Origin of the sequence: Kitasatospora sp. NPDC001540, from assembly GCF_042894345.1 — a bacterium.
Classification (GTDB): Bacteria; Actinomycetota; Actinomycetes; order Streptomycetales; family Streptomycetaceae; genus Kitasatospora; species Kitasatospora phosalacinea_C.
In genome coordinates, this window is record NZ_JBIAVO010000029.1 from 12,283 (window position 1) to 30,137 (window position 17,855).

General features: G+C 74.4%; 14 protein-coding genes. 12 read left to right on the plus strand and 2 right to left on the minus strand.

Translation table 11 applies throughout. The annotated features are described in order from the left end of the window. Window positions 1–57 precede the first annotated feature (57 nt). Both recN and ACFY00_RS27970 read left to right on the plus strand, forming a co-directional pair. The gene (recN, locus tag ACFY00_RS27965; RefSeq protein WP_388034407.1) at window positions 58–1,791 is read left to right on the plus strand and encodes a DNA repair protein RecN; all 1,734 of its coding nucleotides are present in this window, start codon (window positions 58–60) and stop codon (window positions 1,789–1,791) included. Window positions 1,792–1,919: 128 nt separating this feature from the next. Then, window positions 1,920–3,080: a glycosyltransferase family 4 protein gene (locus ACFY00_RS27970; RefSeq protein WP_388034304.1), complete on the plus strand. Its 1,161-nt coding sequence runs from the start codon at window positions 1,920–1,922 to the stop codon at window positions 3,078–3,080. Window positions 3,081–3,101: 21 nt separating this feature from the next. On the opposite strand, the gene ACFY00_RS27975 is transcribed toward ACFY00_RS27970, so the two are convergent. After that, the gene (locus ACFY00_RS27975) at window positions 3,102–5,024 is read right to left on the minus strand and encodes a glycoside hydrolase family 15 protein (protein ID WP_388034305.1); all 1,923 of its coding nucleotides are present in this window, start codon (window positions 5,022–5,024) and stop codon (window positions 3,102–3,104) included. 336 nt (window positions 5,025–5,360) lie between these two features. Between ACFY00_RS27975 and ACFY00_RS27980 the strand changes: the two genes are divergently transcribed. From ACFY00_RS27980 to ACFY00_RS28025, 10 genes are all read left to right on the plus strand, one after another. Then, a complete protein-coding gene (locus ACFY00_RS27980) occupies window positions 5,361–7,031 on the plus strand; it encodes a CTP synthase (RefSeq protein ID WP_388034307.1) in 1,671 nt (556 codons plus the stop codon). A 122-nt stretch (window positions 7,032–7,153) separates the two neighbouring features. After that, window positions 7,154–7,771: an NUDIX domain-containing protein gene (locus ACFY00_RS27985; protein WP_388034309.1), complete on the plus strand. Its 618-nt coding sequence runs from the start codon at window positions 7,154–7,156 to the stop codon at window positions 7,769–7,771. A gap of 268 nt (window positions 7,772–8,039) precedes the next feature. After that, window positions 8,040–9,935 carry a tetratricopeptide repeat protein gene (locus tag ACFY00_RS27990; protein WP_388034311.1) on the plus strand — a complete coding sequence of 632 codons (1,896 nt, stop codon included), beginning with the start codon at window positions 8,040–8,042 and terminating at the stop codon, window positions 9,933–9,935. Window positions 9,936–10,174: 239 nt separating this feature from the next. Then, window positions 10,175–11,290: an alanine dehydrogenase gene (ald, locus tag ACFY00_RS27995; protein WP_388034313.1), complete on the plus strand. Its 1,116-nt coding sequence runs from the start codon at window positions 10,175–10,177 to the stop codon at window positions 11,288–11,290. Window positions 11,291–11,739: 449 nt separating this feature from the next. Next, on the plus strand, window positions 11,740–12,801 hold the full coding sequence (locus ACFY00_RS28000) for a ParA family protein (protein ID WP_388034409.1): 1,062 nt from the start codon (window positions 11,740–11,742) through the stop codon (window positions 12,799–12,801). 41 nt (window positions 12,802–12,842) lie between these two features. Continuing rightward, window positions 12,843–13,307, plus strand: a complete 465-nt coding sequence (locus ACFY00_RS28005; RefSeq protein WP_388034315.1) for a hypothetical protein — start codon at window positions 12,843–12,845, stop codon at window positions 13,305–13,307. A gap of 67 nt (window positions 13,308–13,374) precedes the next feature. Beyond that, on the plus strand, window positions 13,375–14,172 hold the full coding sequence (locus ACFY00_RS28010) for a segregation and condensation protein A (RefSeq protein WP_388034317.1): 798 nt from the start codon (window positions 13,375–13,377) through the stop codon (window positions 14,170–14,172). Between the two features lie 185 nt (window positions 14,173–14,357). Beyond that, the gene (scpB, locus tag ACFY00_RS28015) at window positions 14,358–14,954 is read left to right on the plus strand and encodes an SMC-Scp complex subunit ScpB (RefSeq protein ID WP_388034411.1); all 597 of its coding nucleotides are present in this window, start codon (window positions 14,358–14,360) and stop codon (window positions 14,952–14,954) included. Continuing rightward, window positions 14,954–16,222, plus strand: coding sequence for a pseudouridine synthase (locus ACFY00_RS28020; RefSeq protein WP_388034319.1), 1,269 nt, complete (start codon window positions 14,954–14,956; stop codon window positions 16,220–16,222). The genes scpB and ACFY00_RS28020 overlap by 1 nt, the downstream gene beginning before the upstream one ends. A gap of 220 nt (window positions 16,223–16,442) precedes the next feature. Next, complete coding sequence (locus tag ACFY00_RS28025; protein ID WP_388034321.1) at window positions 16,443–17,420, plus strand: helix-turn-helix domain-containing protein; 978 nt, start codon at window positions 16,443–16,445, stop codon at window positions 17,418–17,420. A gap of 68 nt (window positions 17,421–17,488) precedes the next feature. On the opposite strand, the gene ACFY00_RS28030 is transcribed toward ACFY00_RS28025, so the two are convergent. Beyond that, a complete protein-coding gene (locus ACFY00_RS28030; RefSeq protein WP_388034323.1) occupies window positions 17,489–17,851 on the minus strand; it encodes a DUF952 domain-containing protein in 363 nt (120 codons plus the stop codon). Window positions 17,852–17,855 lie beyond the last annotated feature (4 nt).

Sequence of the window (17,855 nt, forward strand, 5' to 3'; positions counted from 1 at the left end):
GGCGGTCGTCGCAAAGCGACGGTGGAACCTCGTAAGGTCGTCTCCGTGTTGGACGAGATGCGGATACGGGATCTGGGTGTCATCGACGATGCGGTGGTCGAACTGGCCCCCGGCTTCACCGCCGTCACCGGCGAGACCGGCGCGGGCAAGACCATGGTGGTGACCAGCCTGGGCCTGCTGCTCGGCGGCCGGGCCGACCCGGCGCTGGTGCGCAACGGCTCCGAACGGGCCGTGGTGGAGGGGAGGTTGACGCTCGACCCGAACTCGCCGGTGGTCGCGCGGGCGCTGGAGGCGGGTGCGGAGCTGGACGACGGCGAGCTGCTGGTCAGCCGCACCGTCTCCGCCGAGGGTCGCTCCCGGGCGCACGTCGGCGGCCGGTCGGTGCCGGTCGGGCTGCTCGCCGAGCTCGGCGAGGACCTGATCGCCGTGCACGGCCAGACCGACCAGCAGCGCCTGCTGCGCCCCTCCCGGCAGCGCGCCGCGCTGGACCGGTACGCGGGCGAGGCCGTCGCCGAGCCGCTGGCCCGCTACCGCGAGGTGTACCGGCAGCTGCGCGAGGTCTCCGCGACGTTGGAGGAGCTGACCACCCGGGCCCGCGAGCGCGCCCAGGAAGCGGACCTGCTGCGCTTCGGCCTGGAGGAGATCGCCGCCGCCGAGCCGGTCGCCGGGGAGGACGCCGAGCTGGCCGTCGAGGCCGAGCGGCTCGGCCACGCCGACGCGCTCTCCTCCGCCGCCACGCTCGCGCACGCCGCCCTCGCGGGCGACCCGGCCGACCCGGAGGCCGTCGACGCGGGCACCCTGCTCGCCCAGGCCCGCCGCGCCGTCGACGCCGTCCGCCACCACGACGAGCGCCTGGCGGCCCTCGCCGACCGGCTCGGCGAGTGCGGCTACCTGCTCGCCGACGTCGCCGGGGACCTCGCCGGGTACGCCGACGACCTGGACGCCGACCCGGTCCGGCTGGCCGCCGTCGAGGACCGCCGGGCCGTGCTGGCCCACCTGGTGCGCAAGTACGGGGGCAGCGAGGGCACCCTCGCCGAGGTGATCGCCTGGGCCGAGGCCGGCTCGGTGCGGCTGCTGGAGCTCGACGGCGACGACGAGCGGATCGACGAACTCGGCGCCCGGGAGACCGAGTTGCGCGCCCAACTGGCCGACCTGGCGGCCGAGGTCTCGCAGGCCAGGCACGCCGCCGCCGACAAGTTCGCCGCCGCGGTCTCCGACGAGCTCGCCGAACTCGCCATGCCGCACGCCCGGGTGACCTTCGCGATCAGCCAGGTCGACGACCTGGCGGGCATCGAACTGGAGGGCCGCAGCGTCGCCTACGGCCCGCACGGCGTCGACGAGGTCGAGGTGCTGCTGGCCCCGCACCCCGGCGCCCAGCCCCGCCCGATCGCCAAGGGCGCCTCCGGCGGCGAACTGTCGCGCGTCATGCTGGCCGTCGAGGTGGTGTTCGCGGGCGCCGACCCCGTCCCCACCTACCTGTTCGACGAGGTCGACGCGGGCGTCGGCGGCAAGGCCGCGGTCGAGATCGGCCGCCGCCTGGCCAAACTCGCCCGCAGCGCCCAGGTGGTGGTGGTCACCCACCTCCCGCAGGTCGCCGCGTTCGCGGACCGGCACCTGGTGGTGGAGAAGACCAACGACGGCACCGTCACCCGCAGCGGCGTCAAGACCCTCGACGACGAGCAGCGGGTGCGCGAACTGTCGCGGATGCTCGCCGGGTTGGAGGACTCCGAGCTCGGCCGGGCCCACGCCGAGGAGCTGCTGGAAGCCGCCCGCACCGCCCGGGCCCGCTGACCCGCCGGACGGGTCGGCACCGTCGCGGGCGACGCGCCCGCGACGGTGCCGACTGTCCAAGAGGCGGACCGACCTGGCATCGTGGCGAGCGGACACCAGCTGACAACGAGTCGGAGCGAGATACAGACGTGGACCATTCCGCCGCCCGGGCCGCCGCGGCCCCCCAGTTGCACGTGGTGCTGGTCCTGGCCGCCGCGACCGGCGGCATCGGCGCCCACGTGCGCTCCCTGACCAGGGGCCTGGTCGCGCACGGCGTCTCGGTCACGGTCTGCGCGCCCGAGGGCACCGACCGGCTGTTCGGGTTCTCGGCGGCCGGGGCCCGCCTGCACACCGTCGACATCACCCCGACCTCCGGCGCCCGCAGCGACGCCACCGCGATCGGCGAACTGCGCCGCGCCTTCACCGGCGCCGACGTCGTGCACGCCCACGGCCTGCGGGCCGGGCTGCTGTCCGACCTGGCGCTGCGCACCGCGGGCCGCTTCCCCGGCATCCGCCCCGAGACGCCGCTGGTGGTCACCTCGCACCACGCGCTGCTCACCACCGGGCTCGACCGCCGCCTGCAGCGCCTGATGGAGCGCCGGGTGGTGCGGGCCGCCGACCTGCTCCTCGGCGCCTCCTCCGACCTGGTCGCCCGGGCCCGCGAGCTCGGCGCCACCGACGCCCGCCTCGGCCCGGTCGCCGCCCCGCCGATGCCGCCCGGCACCCTGGACCGGGAGGCCGCCCGCAAGGCGCTGCCCGGCGGCGACGACGGCCGCCCGGTGGTGCTGGCGATCGGCCGGCTCGTCCCGCAGAAGTGCTTCGGGCTGCTGCTCGACGCCGCCGGGCACTTCGCCGCGCCCGGCGCCCCCGCCCCGCGCGTCCTGCTGGCCGGGGACGGCCCCGAGCGGCAGGGCCTGCGCGAGCGGATCGCCGCCGAGCGGTTGCCCGTCGAACTCCTCGGCTACCGCTCCGACATCCCGGACCTGCTGGCCGCCGCCGACCTGGTGGTGCTCTCCTCCCGCTGGGAGGCCCGCTCGCTGGTCGCCCAGGAGGCGATGCGGGCCGGCGTCCCGGTGGTGGCCACCGCGGTGGGCGGCGTGCCCGAACTGGTCGGCGACGCCGCCGTGCTGGTGCCCTTCGCCGATCCGCGGGCGCTGGGCGGCGCCGTCCGCGAACTGCTCGCCGACCCGGCCCGGCGGGCCGAGCTCGCCGCGGCGGGCCGGGCCCAGGCCCGCACCTGGCCGGACGAGGCGGCGACCGTCGCCCAGGTGCTGTCCATCTACGACGAACTGGTGCAGCGCCGGGGCTGAGCCCCCGGGAGAGCCGGAACCCTAGGAGAGGTTGAGGCCGCCCGCCGCGGTCAGCCGCAGCGCGGTGTCGATGAGGGGGACGTGGCTGAAGGCCTGCGGGAAGTTGCCGACCTGGCGGCGGGCCCGCGGGTCCCACTCCTCGGCGAGCAGGCCCAGGTCGTTGCGGAGCGCCAGCAGCCGTTCGAACAGCTCGCGGGCCTCGCCGACCCGGCCGATCATCGCCAGGTCGTCGGCCAGCCAGAACGAGCAGGCCAGGAACGCGCCCTCGTGCCCGGAGAGGCCGTCGACGTTGTTGCCGTCCTCGTCGTGCGTCGGGTAGCGCAGCACGAAGCCGTCCTCGGTGGCGAGTTCGCGCTGGATCGCCTCGATGGTGCCGATGACCCGCTTGTCGTCCGGCGGCAGGAAGCCGACCTGGGGGATCAGCAGCAGCGAGGCGTCGAGTTCCTGGCCGCCGTAGTACTGGGTGAAGGTGTTGCGCTGCGGGTCGTAGCCGCGGGCGCACACGTCGGCGTGGATCTCGGCGCGCAGCTTCGTCCAGCGCTCGACCAGGTCGGTCGGCGGGTCCTCGCTCTGGGCCAGCAGCTTGAGGGTGCGGTCGACGGCGACCCAGGCCATCACCTTGGAGTGGACGAAGTGCCGGCGCGGTCCGCGGACCTCCCAGATGCCCTCGTCGGGGTTGCGCCAGTGGTCCTCCAGGTACTCGATCAGGCGCAGTTGCAGCTGGTGGGCGTGGTCGTGCCGGGACAGGCCGGACATGGTGGCGAGGTGGAGTGCTTCGACGACCTCGCCGTAGACGTCGAGCTGGAGCTGCCCGGCGGCGCCGTTGCCGATCCGGACCGGGCGGGAGTCCTCGTAGCCGGGCAGCCAGTCGAGTTCGGACTCGGTGAGTTCGCGCTCCCCGGCGATGCCGTACATGATCTGCAGGTTCTCCGGGTCGCCGGCCACCGCGCGCAGCAGCCACTCGCGCCAGGCGCGGGCCTCCTCGCGGTAGCCGGTGCGCAGGAGCGAGGAGAGGGTGATGGCGGCGTCGCGCAGCCAGGTGTAGCGGTAGTCCCAGTTGCGTTCGCCGCCGAGGTCCTCGGGCAGCGAGGTGGTGGGGGCGGCGACGATGCCGCCGGTGGGGGCGTAGGTGAGCGCCTTGAGGGTGATCAGCGAGCGGACCACGGCCTCCCGGTAGGGGCCCTGGTAGGTGCACTGGGCGACCCAGTCGCGCCAGAACCGCTCGGTGGAGGCGAGCGCGCCCTCGGCGTCCGGCGGGGCCGGGGCGGGTTCGTGCGAGGCCTTCCAGGTCAGCCCGAAGGCGATCCGCTCGCCGGCGGTGACGGTGAAGTCCGCGTACGTGGTCAGGTCGCGCCCGTAGGTCTCGGCCCGGCCGTCCAGCCACACCGAGTCGGGCCCGGCCACGGCGACGGTGCGGTGCCCGACCTCGGGGTGCTCGACCCGGTGCACCCAGGGGACGATCCGGCCGTAGCTGAAGCGCATCCGCACCGCCGAGCGCATCCGGACGGTGCCGGCCACGCCCTCGACGATCCGGATCATCTGCGGCACGTCGGGCGTGCCGAGCAGGTGGCGCGGCGGCATGAGGTCGATCACCCGGACGGTGCCGCCCTGGGTGTCCCACTCCTGTTCCAGGATCAGCGAGTCGCCCCGGTAGCGGCGCCGGTCGCAGGGCAGCGCGGGCGCGGCGGCGGTGACCGGCGGGACCCGCAGCTCCCCGGTGTCCAGCAGAGCCGAACGGGGCTCGGGCGCGGGCGGCGGCGGCTCGACCGGCGTGGCCGGGCCGATCCGCCAGAAGCCGTGCTCGTCGGTGCCCAGCAGCCCCGCGAACACCGCGGGGGAGTCGAACCGGGGCAGGCACAGCCAGTCGACCGCGCCGTCCCGGCTGACCAGCGCCGCGGTCTGCATGTCCCCGATCAGCGCGTAGTCCTCGATGCGACCGGCCATGGTTCTCCGTTCCGTGCGGGCCCCGCGGCGGACGGTGCGCACAGGGTCGGGCGAGGATGTCGACGTTTGAGCAGAATACGTCGATTCGGGTGGTTGGGGCGTGCGCACGCGCCCCCGGCGCCCGCCCGCGCGCGCCGGGCACCGGTCCGGGAAACCCCCGTCCGAGCAGCCCCGATGCGCCGTCCGGCCGACCCGCCCGGGGCCGGAGCACCCGGACGCGGGCGAGCAGTCGCCGGGGCACTGATACGCTGGTATCCCGTGGAACTGGTGGGAACGAGGGCCGGGAGCCCCTCCACCGGCGTCACCCTCCGACACGCGACCCACGGGAGCCCCCTCTTGGCACAGCCCCATTCCGGCAAGTCGGCCAACGGCCGTGCCGTGACGACCAAGCACCTCTTCGTCACCGGGGGTGTCGCCTCTTCGCTCGGCAAGGGCCTCACCGCCTCCAGCCTCGGCGCGCTGCTCAAGGCCCGCGGCCTGCGGGTGACGATGCAGAAGCTCGACCCGTACCTCAACGTGGACCCGGGCACCATGAACCCGTTCCAGCACGGTGAGGTCTTCGTCACCGACGACGGCGCCGAGACCGACCTCGACATCGGCCACTACGAGCGCTTCCTCGACACCAACCTGCACGGTTCGGCGAACGTCACCACCGGCCAGGTCTACTCCACCGTGATCGCCAAGGAGCGGCGCGGCGAGTACCTCGGCGACACCGTCCAGGTCATCCCGCACATCACCAACGAGATCAAGTCCCGGATCCGCCGGATGGCGACCGAGGACGTCGACGTGGTCATCACCGAGGTCGGCGGCACCGTCGGCGACATCGAGTCGCTGCCGTTCCTGGAGGCCGTCCGCCAGGTCCGCCACGAGGTCGGCCGGGACAACGTCTTCTTCGTGCACGTCTCGCTGCTGCCGTACATCGGCCCGTCCGGCGAGCTGAAGACCAAGCCCACCCAGCACTCGGTGGCCGCGCTGCGCAACATCGGCATCCAGCCCGACGCGATCGTGCTGCGCGCCGACCGCGAGGTGCCGCAGGCCATCAAGCGCAAGATCTCGCTGATGTGCGACGTCGACGAGGAGGCCGTGGTCGCCGCGATCGACGCCAAGTCGATCTACGACATCCCCAAGGTGCTGCACGGCGAGGGCCTGGACGCGTACGTGGTGCGCCGCCTGGACCTGCCGTTCCGCGACGTGGACTGGACGGTCTGGGACGACCTGCTGCGCCGCGTCCACGAGCCGCAGCACGAGGTCAAGGTCGCCCTGGTCGGCAAGTACATCGACCTGCCGGACGCCTACCTCTCGGTCACCGAGGCGCTGCGGGCCGGCGGCTTCGCCAACAACGCCCGGGTGCAGATCAAGTGGGTCACCTCGGACGACTGCGTCACCCCCGAGGGCGCGCAGGAGCAGCTCGGCGACGTGGACGCGGTCTGCATCCCCGGTGGCTTCGGCGACCGCGGCGTGGACGGCAAGGTCGCCGCGATCACCTACGCCCGCGAGAACAAGGTGCCGCTGCTGGGCCTGTGCCTGGGCCTGCAGTGCGTGGTCATCGAGGCCGCCCGCAACCTGGCCGGGCTGCCGGAGGCCAACTCCACCGAGTTCGACCCCGCCGCGAAGTACCCGGTCGTCTCGACCATGGCCGAGCAGCTGGCCATCGTCGACGGCAAGGGCGACCTGGGCGGCACCATGCGCCTGGGCCTGTACCCGGCGAAGCTCGCCGAGGGCTCCATCGTGCGCGAGGTCTACGGCGGCGAGCAGTACGTCGAGGAGCGCCACCGCCACCGCTACGAGGTCAACAACGCCTACCGCGCCGACCTGGAGAAGACCGGCCTGCAGTTCTCCGGCCTCTCCCCGAAGGGCGACCTGGTCGAGTACGTCGAGTACCCGCGCGAGGTCCACCCCTACCTGGTCGCCACCCAGGCCCACCCCGAGCTGAAGTCCCGCCCGACCCGCCCGCACCCGCTGTTCGCGGGCCTGGTCGCGGCGGCGATCGACCGCAAGGTCGGCTGAGGCCCCTTCGCAGTGACGCAGTGACCGAACGCCCGTCGGGATCCTCCCGGCGGGCGCTTCGGCGTGTCGCGGGGCGGGCGTCCGGTAGATTGTGTCTATCTGACGAGAAGGGGTGGTGCCCGGTGGCCGGGATTCACGACGTGGCCGAGGAGTGGGACGTCCGGGACGGGAGCACGCCCTTCCGGGGCAAGGTGACCGGCGTGCGCAGCGAGCAGGTCCTGATGCCGGACGGGAAGTGGGCCCAGCGCGACTACCAGCTGCACCCCGGGTCGGTCGCGGTGCTCGCCCTCGACGGGGAGGGCCGGGTGCTGACCCTGCGCCAGTACCGGCACCCCGTCCGGCACCGGCTCTGGGAGCTCCCGGCGGGGCTGCTCGACGTTCCCGGCGAGAACCCGCTGCACGCGGCGCAGCGGGAGCTCTTCGAGGAGGCCCACTGCAAGGCCGGGCAGTGGCGCGTGCTGGTCGACTTCTACACCTCGCCCGGCGGGAGCGACGAGGCGGTGCGGATCTTCCTGGCGACGGACCTGTCGGAGGCGGACGGCGAACGCTACGCGGCGCACGGCGAGGAGCTGGAGCTGGAGGCGGCCTGGGTGCCGCGGGAGGAACTGGTCCGGCTGATCCTGGCGGGTGACCTCCACAACCCGACCCTGGTCACCGGGGTCCTGGCCCTCAGCGCGGCCGGGGGGGAGCTGGACGCGCTGCGGCCCGCGGACGCGGAGTGGCCGGCCCGGCCGTACTGAGAGGGCTGCGCGCTTCGGGAGTCGCACGTCAGCGAGGTCGCGGGATAGTGCAAGACACTGTCCTGCGTCGCGATCCGGCTGCGGGGGATCGGTTGGCCGCGCCGTTCCCCGCGCCCCCGTCTGCGCCATCCCGGTTGGGCCGGCAAGGTGATTCGGCCGTTGGTCATACCGGGGCGTCTCGGCGGGGCGGGGTGGGCGAACTACGCTTCGCGGACAGGGCCCGGTGGGCGGGTCCGGGGCGCTGGGCGACGGGTCGGGAGTGGCGCTGGTGGCGAGGAAGACGGCGGCGGTGGCCGAGGCGGCCGGGATCTTCGACGCGCTGCCCGCGGGTGCCCGGCCGTTCGCGGGGCGGGGCGGGGAGCTGGCGGCGCTGACCGTCGCGGCGGGGCGGCCCGCGCAGGGGCGCGGGCGGTTGCTGGTGCTGGCGGGGCGGCCGGGTTCGGGCCGCACCGCGCTGGCGGTGCGCTGGGCGCGGTCGGTGGCCGGGGACTACCCGGACGGGCTGCTGTACGCGCGGCTGTCGGCGCCCGACGGCGGCCGGGTGGGGGCCGGGCGGGCGGCGCGGGTGCTGCTGGACCAGCTGGGGGAGCGGCCGGGGGCGGCGCTGCTGCCGGGCGCGGCGGAGGAGGACCCGGCGTGCGAGGCGCTGCGGGAGGCGCTGGGGCAGCGCAGGGCGCTGGTGCTGCTGGACGACGTCAAGGACGCCGGGCAGGTGTGGCCGCTGCTGGCGGAGAAGAGCTCCTCGCTGCTGCTGGCGACCACCTCGGGGCCGCTGATGGGCATCGACGGGATCGACCCGGTCATCCTCGGCGGGATGGACCACCGGGCGGCGGTGGAGCTGCTGGGCGAGCTGGTCGGCGGGACGCGGATCTCCTGCGACCCGGTCGGCGCCGCGGACCTCGCCGAGGCGTGCGCCCACCGTCCGGCCGCGCTGCGGCTGGTCGCGGGCTGGCTGCGCACCGAGCCCCGGCTGGCGGTGACCGACGCGGCGGCCCGGCTGCACGCCGTCCCGCCGCCCGCGCCGGTGGTGGTGGAGGGGCCGACGCGGCCGACCGACCCGCAGCGGGAGACGGTGCCGGTGGTGGAGGGCGACCCGCTGCGCGGGGCGTTCGAGCTGGCGTACCGGCGGCTGCCCGCGGCCCGGGCCCGGCTGCTGCGGCTGTGCACGCTGGCGCCCGGCCAGCAGGTGGACCTGCGCACCGCCTCGGCGCTGGTGGGCTGCCCGGCCCCGGAGGCGGGGGCCTCGCTGGCGGCGCTGGCCGAGCTGGAGCTGCTGGAGCGCGAACCGGACGCCGCGGACGGCACCGAGCGCTACCGCGTCCCGGGGCGGCTGTACGGGCGGCTGGTGGAGCTGCGCGGGGAGCTGGACCGGCCGTCCGAGGTGGAGCTGGCCCGGGCCCGGTTGCTGGAGCGGCTGGTGCGGCTGGTCGACTCGGCGCGGCTGCTGCTGGACCCGGCGGCCAGCCCCAACCCGGACCCGCTGCCGGGGCCGCTGCGGCTGCGCACCGCCGCGCACGCCGAGGGCTGGCTGCTGGGGGAGCGCGAGCAGCTGCTGGCCGCGGTCGCCGACGCGGTCGGGCAGGGCGACCTGGACGGGTCGGCGGGCCGCCTGGTGGCCGCCCTGCTGCGCGCGCTGCCGCTGACCGGCGAGGCCGCGCCCGCGGACCTGCACGCCCTGCACGAGTCGGTGCTGAAGGTCGCCGAGCGGCAGGGCAACCCGCGCCGGGCCGCGGCCGCGCTGCTGAACCTGGGCGACCTGCAGGCCGCCGCCGGGCGGTGGGAGCAGGCGGGCGAGCGCTACCGCCGCGCGGTGGACCTGGCCCGGCGGGCGGGCGACGAGGCGGGCTGCGCCCGGGCGCTGGAGGGCGTGGGGCACGGCCACCGGGCGCTCGGCGACCCGCTGCGCGCCGCCGACGCGTACGGGCGGGCGCTGGCGCTGCGGCAGGGGCTGGGCGACCAGGCGGCCGAGGCCCGGCTGCTGGTGCGGCTGGCCGAGGCGCACGCCGGGCTGCGGCGCTTCGAGGAGGCGCTGCGGGAGTACCGCTCGGCGGCCGCGGTGCTGCGCCGGGCGGGCGACGCGGCGGGCGAGCGGGAGGTCGCGGCGCTGGCGGCGAGGCTGCAGCGGCACCTCGGCCGGGAGGGCCTGCGTCCGCTTTCGGAGTAGTGTCGTATCTGCGGAGTTCGCCCAGCAATGTGGCCTCGGAGCGCGTGCAAGCCTACGAACCTGCCAATGGGCCCGAGTGATTTGGTCACTTTGGAAGGCTGACACGCCGACTTGGCTTCATTACACTCGAACTCAGTCGCGCATAGATCTATGCACCGGCATGTCCGTTGTGCCCTCCGTGTGCGTCGCCGCCGGTCTTCCCCGGTAGGTATTCCCCATGGCAAGAGGACGTGTTAGCCGTGAAGGTCGGCATCCCCCGCGAGGTCAAGAACCACGAGTACCGCGTGGCCATCACGCCCGCCGGCGTGCATGAGCTGGTCCGCAACGGACACGAGGTCGTCATCGAGGACAACGCCGGTGTCGGCTCCTCGATCCCCAACGAGGAGTACGTGGCCGCCGGTGCGACCATCCTCCCCACCGCCGACGAGGTGTGGGCCGCGGCCGACATGATCCTCAAGGTGAAGGAGCCCATCGCCTCCGAGTACCACCGGCTGCGCAAGGGCCAGACCCTCTTCACCTACCTGCACCTGGCCGCCGACCGGGCCGGCACCGACGCGCTGCTGGCCTCCGGCACCACCGCCATCGCCTACGAGACGGTCCAGCTGTCCAACGGCGCGCTGCCGCTGCTGGCCCCGATGTCCGAGGTCGCGGGCCGGCTGGCCCCGCAGGTCGGCTCCTACCACCTGATGCGCCCGGCCGGCGGCCGCGGCGTGCTGCCCGGCGGCGTGCCCGGCACCCACCCGGCCAAGGCGGTCGTCATCGGCGGCGGCGTCTCCGGCTGGCACGCGGCCACCATCGCCATCGGCATGGGCTACGACGTGACCCTGCTCGACCGCGACATCAACAAGCTGCGCGAGGCCGACAAGATCTTCGGCACCAAGGTCAAGGCGATCGTCTCCAACTCCTTCGAGCTGGAGAAGGCCGTCGTCGAGGCCGACCTGGTGATCGGCGCCGTGCTGATCCCGGGCGCCAAGGCCCCCAAGCTGGTCACCAACGAGCTGGTCGCCAAGATGAAGCCGGGCTCCGTGCTCGTCGACATCGCCATCGACCAGGGCGGCTGCTTCGAGGACTCGCACCCGACCACGCACGCCGAGCCGACCTTCCAGGTCCACAACTCGGTCTTCTACTGCGTGGCCAACATGCCGGGCGCCGTCCCGAACACCTCCACCTACGCGCTCACCAACGCGACCCTGCCGTACGTGGTCGAGCTGGCGAACCGGGGCTGGAAGGAGGCGCTGCGCCGCGACGCCGCGCTCGCCAAGGGCCTGAACGTGCACGAGGGCCAGATCACCTTCCCGGCCGTCGCCGAGGCCTTCGGCCTGGAGTCGGTCTCCCTGGAGAGCGTGCTCGCCTGACACCTCCTCACCGCTGTCGCCCCCGGCCGTCCTTCCCCTTCGCGCCGGGGGCTTCGGCATGCCCGCGCGGGCGGGCGGGTACCGCCCGGGTGACCTCCGCCGGTCAATTCCGGTGCGGTTTGTCACCCGCTCTGTCGACAAGGACACCTGACGGGCCCTCACGGCCCGCTGCCCGCGCGGAAACGTTAGGGTCGTGTCTTGACACGGGGTGGGTGAACGGCCGACACAAGCGGCCCACTACCGTGGATTGTGTTGCTGCCAATGCCCGAAACGGCCTAGAGTCGCAAAACGTTGGCATGCTGCCACGCTGACGAATCGACATAGAGTCCTGGATGTCCAAGGAGGTAAGACGACTTGTGAATGAGTCGACATTTGCTCCCGGGGGTGGTCAGCCAGGACTGGCGGAGCTCTCCGCCGGGCAGCCGAACGAGGAGGCCCGGCAGGCCACGGTGGGCGCGCAGGAGGTCGGCTCGGTCGCGGTCCGCACCTTCGAGGCGCGCCAGAGCGCGGCAGCCGCCGCCACCGACTACGACGCCGACTTCGCGGCGTACGGACTGGCCTACAACGAACTCGGCTACGGGCCCTACGACGACCCGGACGCCGAGTACGAGCCCGACCCCGAGTACGCCGCCACCCTGGCCCCCGACGCGGCCCGCCAGCGCCGCGAGCGGGTCGGCCCGACCGGCCGCCCGCTGCCGTACTTCCCGATCCCCGCGCCGCTCGCCGAGCACGGCCCCGCGCAGATCATCGCGATGTGCAACCAGAAGGGCGGCGTCGGCAAGACCACCTCCACCATCAACCTGGGCGCGGCGCTCGCCGAGTACGGCCGCCGGGTGCTGCTGGTGGACTTCGACCCGCAGGGCGCGCTCTCGGTCGGCCTCGGCGTCAACCCGATGGAGCTGGACGTCACCGTCTACAACCTGCTCATGGAGCGGGGCCTGACGGCCGACGAGGTGCTGCTGAAGACCGCCGTCCCCGGCATGGACCTGCTGCCCTCCAACATCGACCTGTCGGCCGCCGAGGTGCAGCTGGTCAGCGAGGTCGCCCGCGAGTCGGCGCTGGCCCGCGCGCTCAAGCCGCTGCTGCCCGACTACGACTACGTCATCATCGACTGCCAGCCCTCGCTGGGCCTGCTCACCGTCAACGCGCTGACCGCCGCGCACAGCGTGATCGTCCCGCTGGAGTGCGAGTTCTTCGCGCTGCGCGGCGTCGCGCTGCTCACCGAGACCATCGAGAAGGTCTGCGAGCGGCTCAACCCCGACCTGCGGCTGGACGGCATCCTGGCCACCATGTACGACTCGCGCACGGTGCACTCGCGCGAGGTGCTGGCCCGGGTCGTCGAGGCGTTCGGCGAGCACGTCTTCCACACCGTCATCGGCCGGACCGTCCGGTTCCCGGAGACCACGGTGGCCGGTGAGCCGATCACCACCTACGCCACCAACTCGGTCGGCGCCGCCGCCTACCGCCAGCTCGCCAGGGAGGTGCTCGACCGGTGCCGCCCCGCCGAGTGAGCCTTCCGGGGGCCGACGAACTGTTCCGGGCAACCGGCGGAATGGCCCTGTCGCCCTCGCTCGCGCGCAACGGCAACGGCAACGGCTCCGGCAGCGCCCCCGGCCCCGCCCCCACCGGGCAGGAGCCCTCCGGGGACGGCCCGGGAGCCGCCCCCGCGCCGCGCACCGCCGACGTGCCGGCCGCCAGGCCGGAGGCCGCCCCGGCGGCCCCTGCGGGGCGCGCGGAGGACCCCGCAGAGGCCCGCCGACCGGCCGCGGCCACGGTGCGCGGCCGCGGACGGGCCCGGCGGCCCTCCGGGCGGGAGCGGCACGACGAGAAGATCACCGTGTACGTGTCCGCCGAGGAGCTGATGGACCTGGAGCACGCCCGCCTGGTGCTGCGCGGCGAGCACGGCCTGGCCGTCGACCGCGGGCGGGTCGTCCGCGAGGCGATCTCGGTGGTCCTGGCGGACCTCGAGCAGCGCGGCGAGGCGTCGATCCTCGTGCGGAGGCTGCGGGGCCGCTGAGCGGACGGGGCCCGGGCGCGCGTTTCCCCGCGATCCCGGCCGCGCCGGTCTGCCAGAATGGTCCGTCATGGCGTTCCAGGTCCGGTTGGAGAACTTCGAGGGGCCGTTCGACCTGCTGCTGGGGCTGATCGCCAAGCACAAGCTGGACGTCACCGAGGTGGCGCTGTCCAAGGTCACCGACGAGTTCGTCGCGCACATCAGGGCGATGGGCCCGGAGTGGGACCTGGACGCGGCGACCGAGTTCCTGGTGGTCGCGGCCACCCTGCTGGACCTCAAGGCGGCCCGGCTGCTGCCGGTCGCCGAGGTCGAGGACGAGGAGGACCTGGCGCTGCTGGAGGCGCGCGACCTGCTGTTCGCGCGGCTGCTGCAGTACCGGGCGTACAAGAAGGTCGCGGCGCTGTTCGCGGAGCGCTGGGAGGCCGAGGCGCTGCGGCGGCCGCGGACCGTCGCGCTGGAGCCGCAGCACGCGCTGCTGCTGCCCGAGGTGGTGCTGTCGATCGGCCCGGAGCGGTTCGCGCAGCTCGCCGCCCGGGCGTTCGCGCCCAAACCGAAGCCGGTGGTGTACGTGGACCACATCCACACGCCGCCGGTGAGCGTGCGCGAGCAGGCCGAGCTGGTGGCGCGGCGGCTGGGCGAGCTCGGCGAGGCCACCTTCGGGCAGCTGGTCGCGGACGCCGAGAACGCGCTGGTGGTGGTGGCCCGGTTCCTGGCGCTGCTGGAGCTGTACCGGGAGAGGGCGCTGGACTTCGAGCAGCCGCGGGCCCTGGAGGAGCTGGTGGTGCGCTGGACCGCCGCCTCGGGGCAGCGGGTCGAGGTGACCGACGAGTTCGACCGCCCGGCGGGCGGGGAAGGCGGTGCGCGATGACGGAGCGGCCCGCGCGCAGGGCCCTGGGCCTGCCGGGAGCCCCCCGGCCCGGCGAGTGGCAGGAGTCGGCGTACCCGGACGGGGAGCGCGTCGAACCGGTGGAGCGGGTCCTGGCGCTGCCCGACGGCCCTCCGGGCGAACCGTCCGGCGGGCTGCCGCTGCGGGCGGCGCTGGAGGCGGTGCTGATGGTCGCCGACGAGCCGGTCGCGGAGGCCGGGCTGGCCGGGGTGCTGGACGCCTCCAAGGACGAAGTGGCGGCCGTGCTAAGGGAGTTGGCGGACGAGTACACCGCGCAGGGGCGCGGTTTCGAGCTCCGGCAGGTGGCCGGGGGGTGGCGGTTCTACAGCCGCGCGGAGTGCGCGGAGGCGGTCGAGCGCTTCGTCCTGGACGGCCAGCAGGCCCGGCTGACGCAGGCCGCGCTGGAGACGCTGGCGGTGGTCGCGTACCGGCAGCCGGTGTCGCGTGGGAGGGTTTCCGCGGTCCGTGGTGTGAACTGCGACGGCGTGATGCGTACCCTGGTACAGCGAGGACTGGTCGAAGAAGCCGGCACCGAGCCCGAGACCGGAGCGATCCTGTATCGGACGACGAACTACTTCCTGGAACGGATGGGGCTGCGCGGCCTGGACGAGCTGCCGGAGCTCGCGCCCTTCCTGCCCGAGGTCGACGACGTGGAAGCGGAGTCCCTGGAGGGCACGATGATCGCGCAGGCGGTCGCCGCCGCACAGGAAGGGCCGAGGCCGAACCAGGCCGACCAGACGGATATCGACGTACGGACATTTTGATGCGTAGCAGTGGCAACGGTGGCAACGGCAGGAACAGCGGCGGCCAGGGCCGGGGCGGGCAGGGCGGCCGAGGCGGTCAGCAGGGCGGGGGCCGGGGCGGATCGTCGTCCTACGGCAGCGGCAGCGGCGGCGGCCAGGGCGGCCGGGGCGGGCAGTCCTCGCGCGGCGGCTCGGGCTCGTACGGCGGCGGCCAGGGCGGCCGCGGCGGCTCGGGCTCCTCGTACGGCGGCGGGCAGTCCTCGCGCGGCGGGACGGGCTCCGGCTCGGGCTCGTTCGGGCGCGGTGGCGAGCGGCGCGAGGAGCGGCGGCCGCTGCGTCCGGAGGAGCGCCGGTACGACCGTCCCGAGTACGGCGGCGGGCCGAACGCGACGCCCGGGCGCGGGGCGTACGACTCCCGCAAGCCCGGGGCGGCGCCCCGGCCGCGGCGGGAGGGGCAGGGCGCGCCCGGCGACCCGCGGCGCCAGCCGCAGCGCTCCCGGGAGCTGCAGGGCCGGATCGAGGACCGGGTGCTGGCCCGGCACGAGGGCCCCGGCAAGGAGGTCGGCGAGGACGGCGAGCGCCTGCAGAAGGTGCTGGCGCGGGCCGGCATGGGCAGCCGCCGGGCCTGCGAGGAGCTGATCGCGCAGGGCCGGGTCGACGTCAACGGCGAGACCGTGATGGAGCAGGGCCGCCGGGTCGACCCGGTGAAGGACGAGATCAAGGTCGACGGCCTGACCGTCGCCACCCAGTCGTACCTGTTCTTCGCGCTGAACAAGCCGGCCGGCGTGGTCTCCACCATGGAGGACCCCGAGGGCCGGCAGTGCCTGGGCGACTACGTGACCAACCGGGAGACCCGGCTGTTCCACGTCGGCCGCCTGGACACCGAGACCGAGGGCATCATCCTGCTCACCAACCACGGCGAGCTGGCCCACCGCCTCACCCACCCCCGGTACGGCGTCACCAAGACCTACCTGGCCGCGATCCAGGGCCCGCTGCCGCGCGACCTCGGCCGGACGCTCGCCAAGGGCGTCGAGCTGGAGGACGGCTGGGCCCGCGCCGACAGCTTCAAGGTGGTCTCCAACCTCGGCAAGAACTACCTGGTCGAGGTGACCCTGCACGAGGGCCGCAAGCACATCGTGCGCCGCCTGATGGCCGAGGTCGGCTTCCCGGTCGACAAGCTGGTGCGCACCGCGTTCGGCCCGATCACGCTGGGCGACCAGAAGTCGGGCTGGCTGCGCCGCCTGACCAACCCCGAGGTCGGCACCCTGATGCGCGAGGTCGGCCTGTAGCAGCCGCCCCCCGGAGCCCGTCCGCCGCACCCCGGCGGGCGGGCTCCGGTGCGTGTACGGACGGGCCGCCGCCGGGGCTTGACATGTGAGGCGCACCGCACGGCCTTGCTATCGTTCCGCCCGGTGGCAGAAGATTGCCACCGAAGTTCGCCCCGGCGCGTGGCGGAAGTGCGCCACCGCGTCAGGTCACAGGGCGGCGGCGGGGGAAGGAACCACCACCATGCTGGACGCATTCACCGTGCTGGGCCTCGGGCTGCCCGACGGCCAGGTGTACGCCGCGCTGGTCGTCGCGCCGCAGTCCACCGCCGAGGAGCTGGCGGAGCACTGCGGGCTGACCCTGGAGCAGTGCCGCGCGGCCCTGGACCGGCTCGCCGAGCAGGGCATGGCCACTCGCGCCCCGGTCGACCGGGAGCGCTACCTGTCGGTCGCCCCCGACGTCGCCATCGGCACCCTGATCGGCCACCGCGAGGCCGAGCTGCGCTCCGCCCGCGCCGAGATGCACCGGCTGATGGACGCCTTCCGCGAGGCCTCCCGCTACACCGACCCGGCGCACTCGGTCGAGGTCCTCACCGGCGGCGAGGCCATCGCCCAGCGGCTGGAGCACCTGATCGAGTCCAGCCAGTACCAGATCCGCGGCTTCGACTGCCCGCCCTACGTGCAGGACCCCACGGTCGAGCAGCCCCGGCAGCGGGCCAAGCTCAAGTCCGGGGTGCGGATCCGCACCGTCTTCGACAAGGAGGCGATCGCCTGGCCCGGGCGGCTGGAGCAGGAGATCCTCACCGGCGTCGAGGACGGCGAGGAGGCCCGGGTCCGCCCGGTGCTGCCGATGAAGATGATGATGGCCGACGACAAGATGGCGATCATCCCGATCAGCGTCGGCGACAGCGTCCTGGACGCCGCCTACGTGATCCACCCCTCCGCGCTGCTGCAGGCCCTGGACGCGCTGTTCGAGGCCGAGTGGGAGCGCGCCGTGCCGCTGCAGACCGTTCTCGGCGACGGCGAGGGCCCCGGGCCGGACGCCGACCACCTCAAGCTGATCGGCCTGCTCGCCGCCGGGCTCACCGACGAGTCGATCGCCCGCTCGCTCGGCTGGAGCGCCCGCACCACCCAGCGCCGCCTGCAGGGCCTGATGCGCGAACTCGGCGCCACCACCCGCTTCCAGGCCGGTATGGCCGCCCGCGAGCGCGGCTGGCTCTGAGCGGTGCCCCCGGGCCCCGGCCCTGACGTGCCGTCACGGGGCCCGGGGGCACCACCAGGGCCCCGCCGTCAGCTCCAGGGCCGCAGGGCCGCCCAGCGCCCGTCCGGGCCGCGCTCCACCTTCTCCAGGCCCAGCACGGCCGTCCGGTTCAGCCGCCCGTAGATGTGCGGGAACAGCACCCCCTCGGTGGCGCCCGGGGGCGGCCCGCCGGTGGCCGCCTCCCACTTCACCATCGGCTCGACCAGCCGCTCCTCGATCAGCAGTGCCATCAGCGGCTCCGGCGCGTCCCGGAAGAACAGGTTGGCCACCGCCAGCGCCGTCCGCTCGTCCGGCGAGCAGTGCAGGAAGCCCTCGGTCAGCAGGGACGCGGCGGTGTACGGCCGGCCCGGGTCGCGCAGCCAGTCGTCCAGCGGGGCGAGATGGTAGATCATGGCT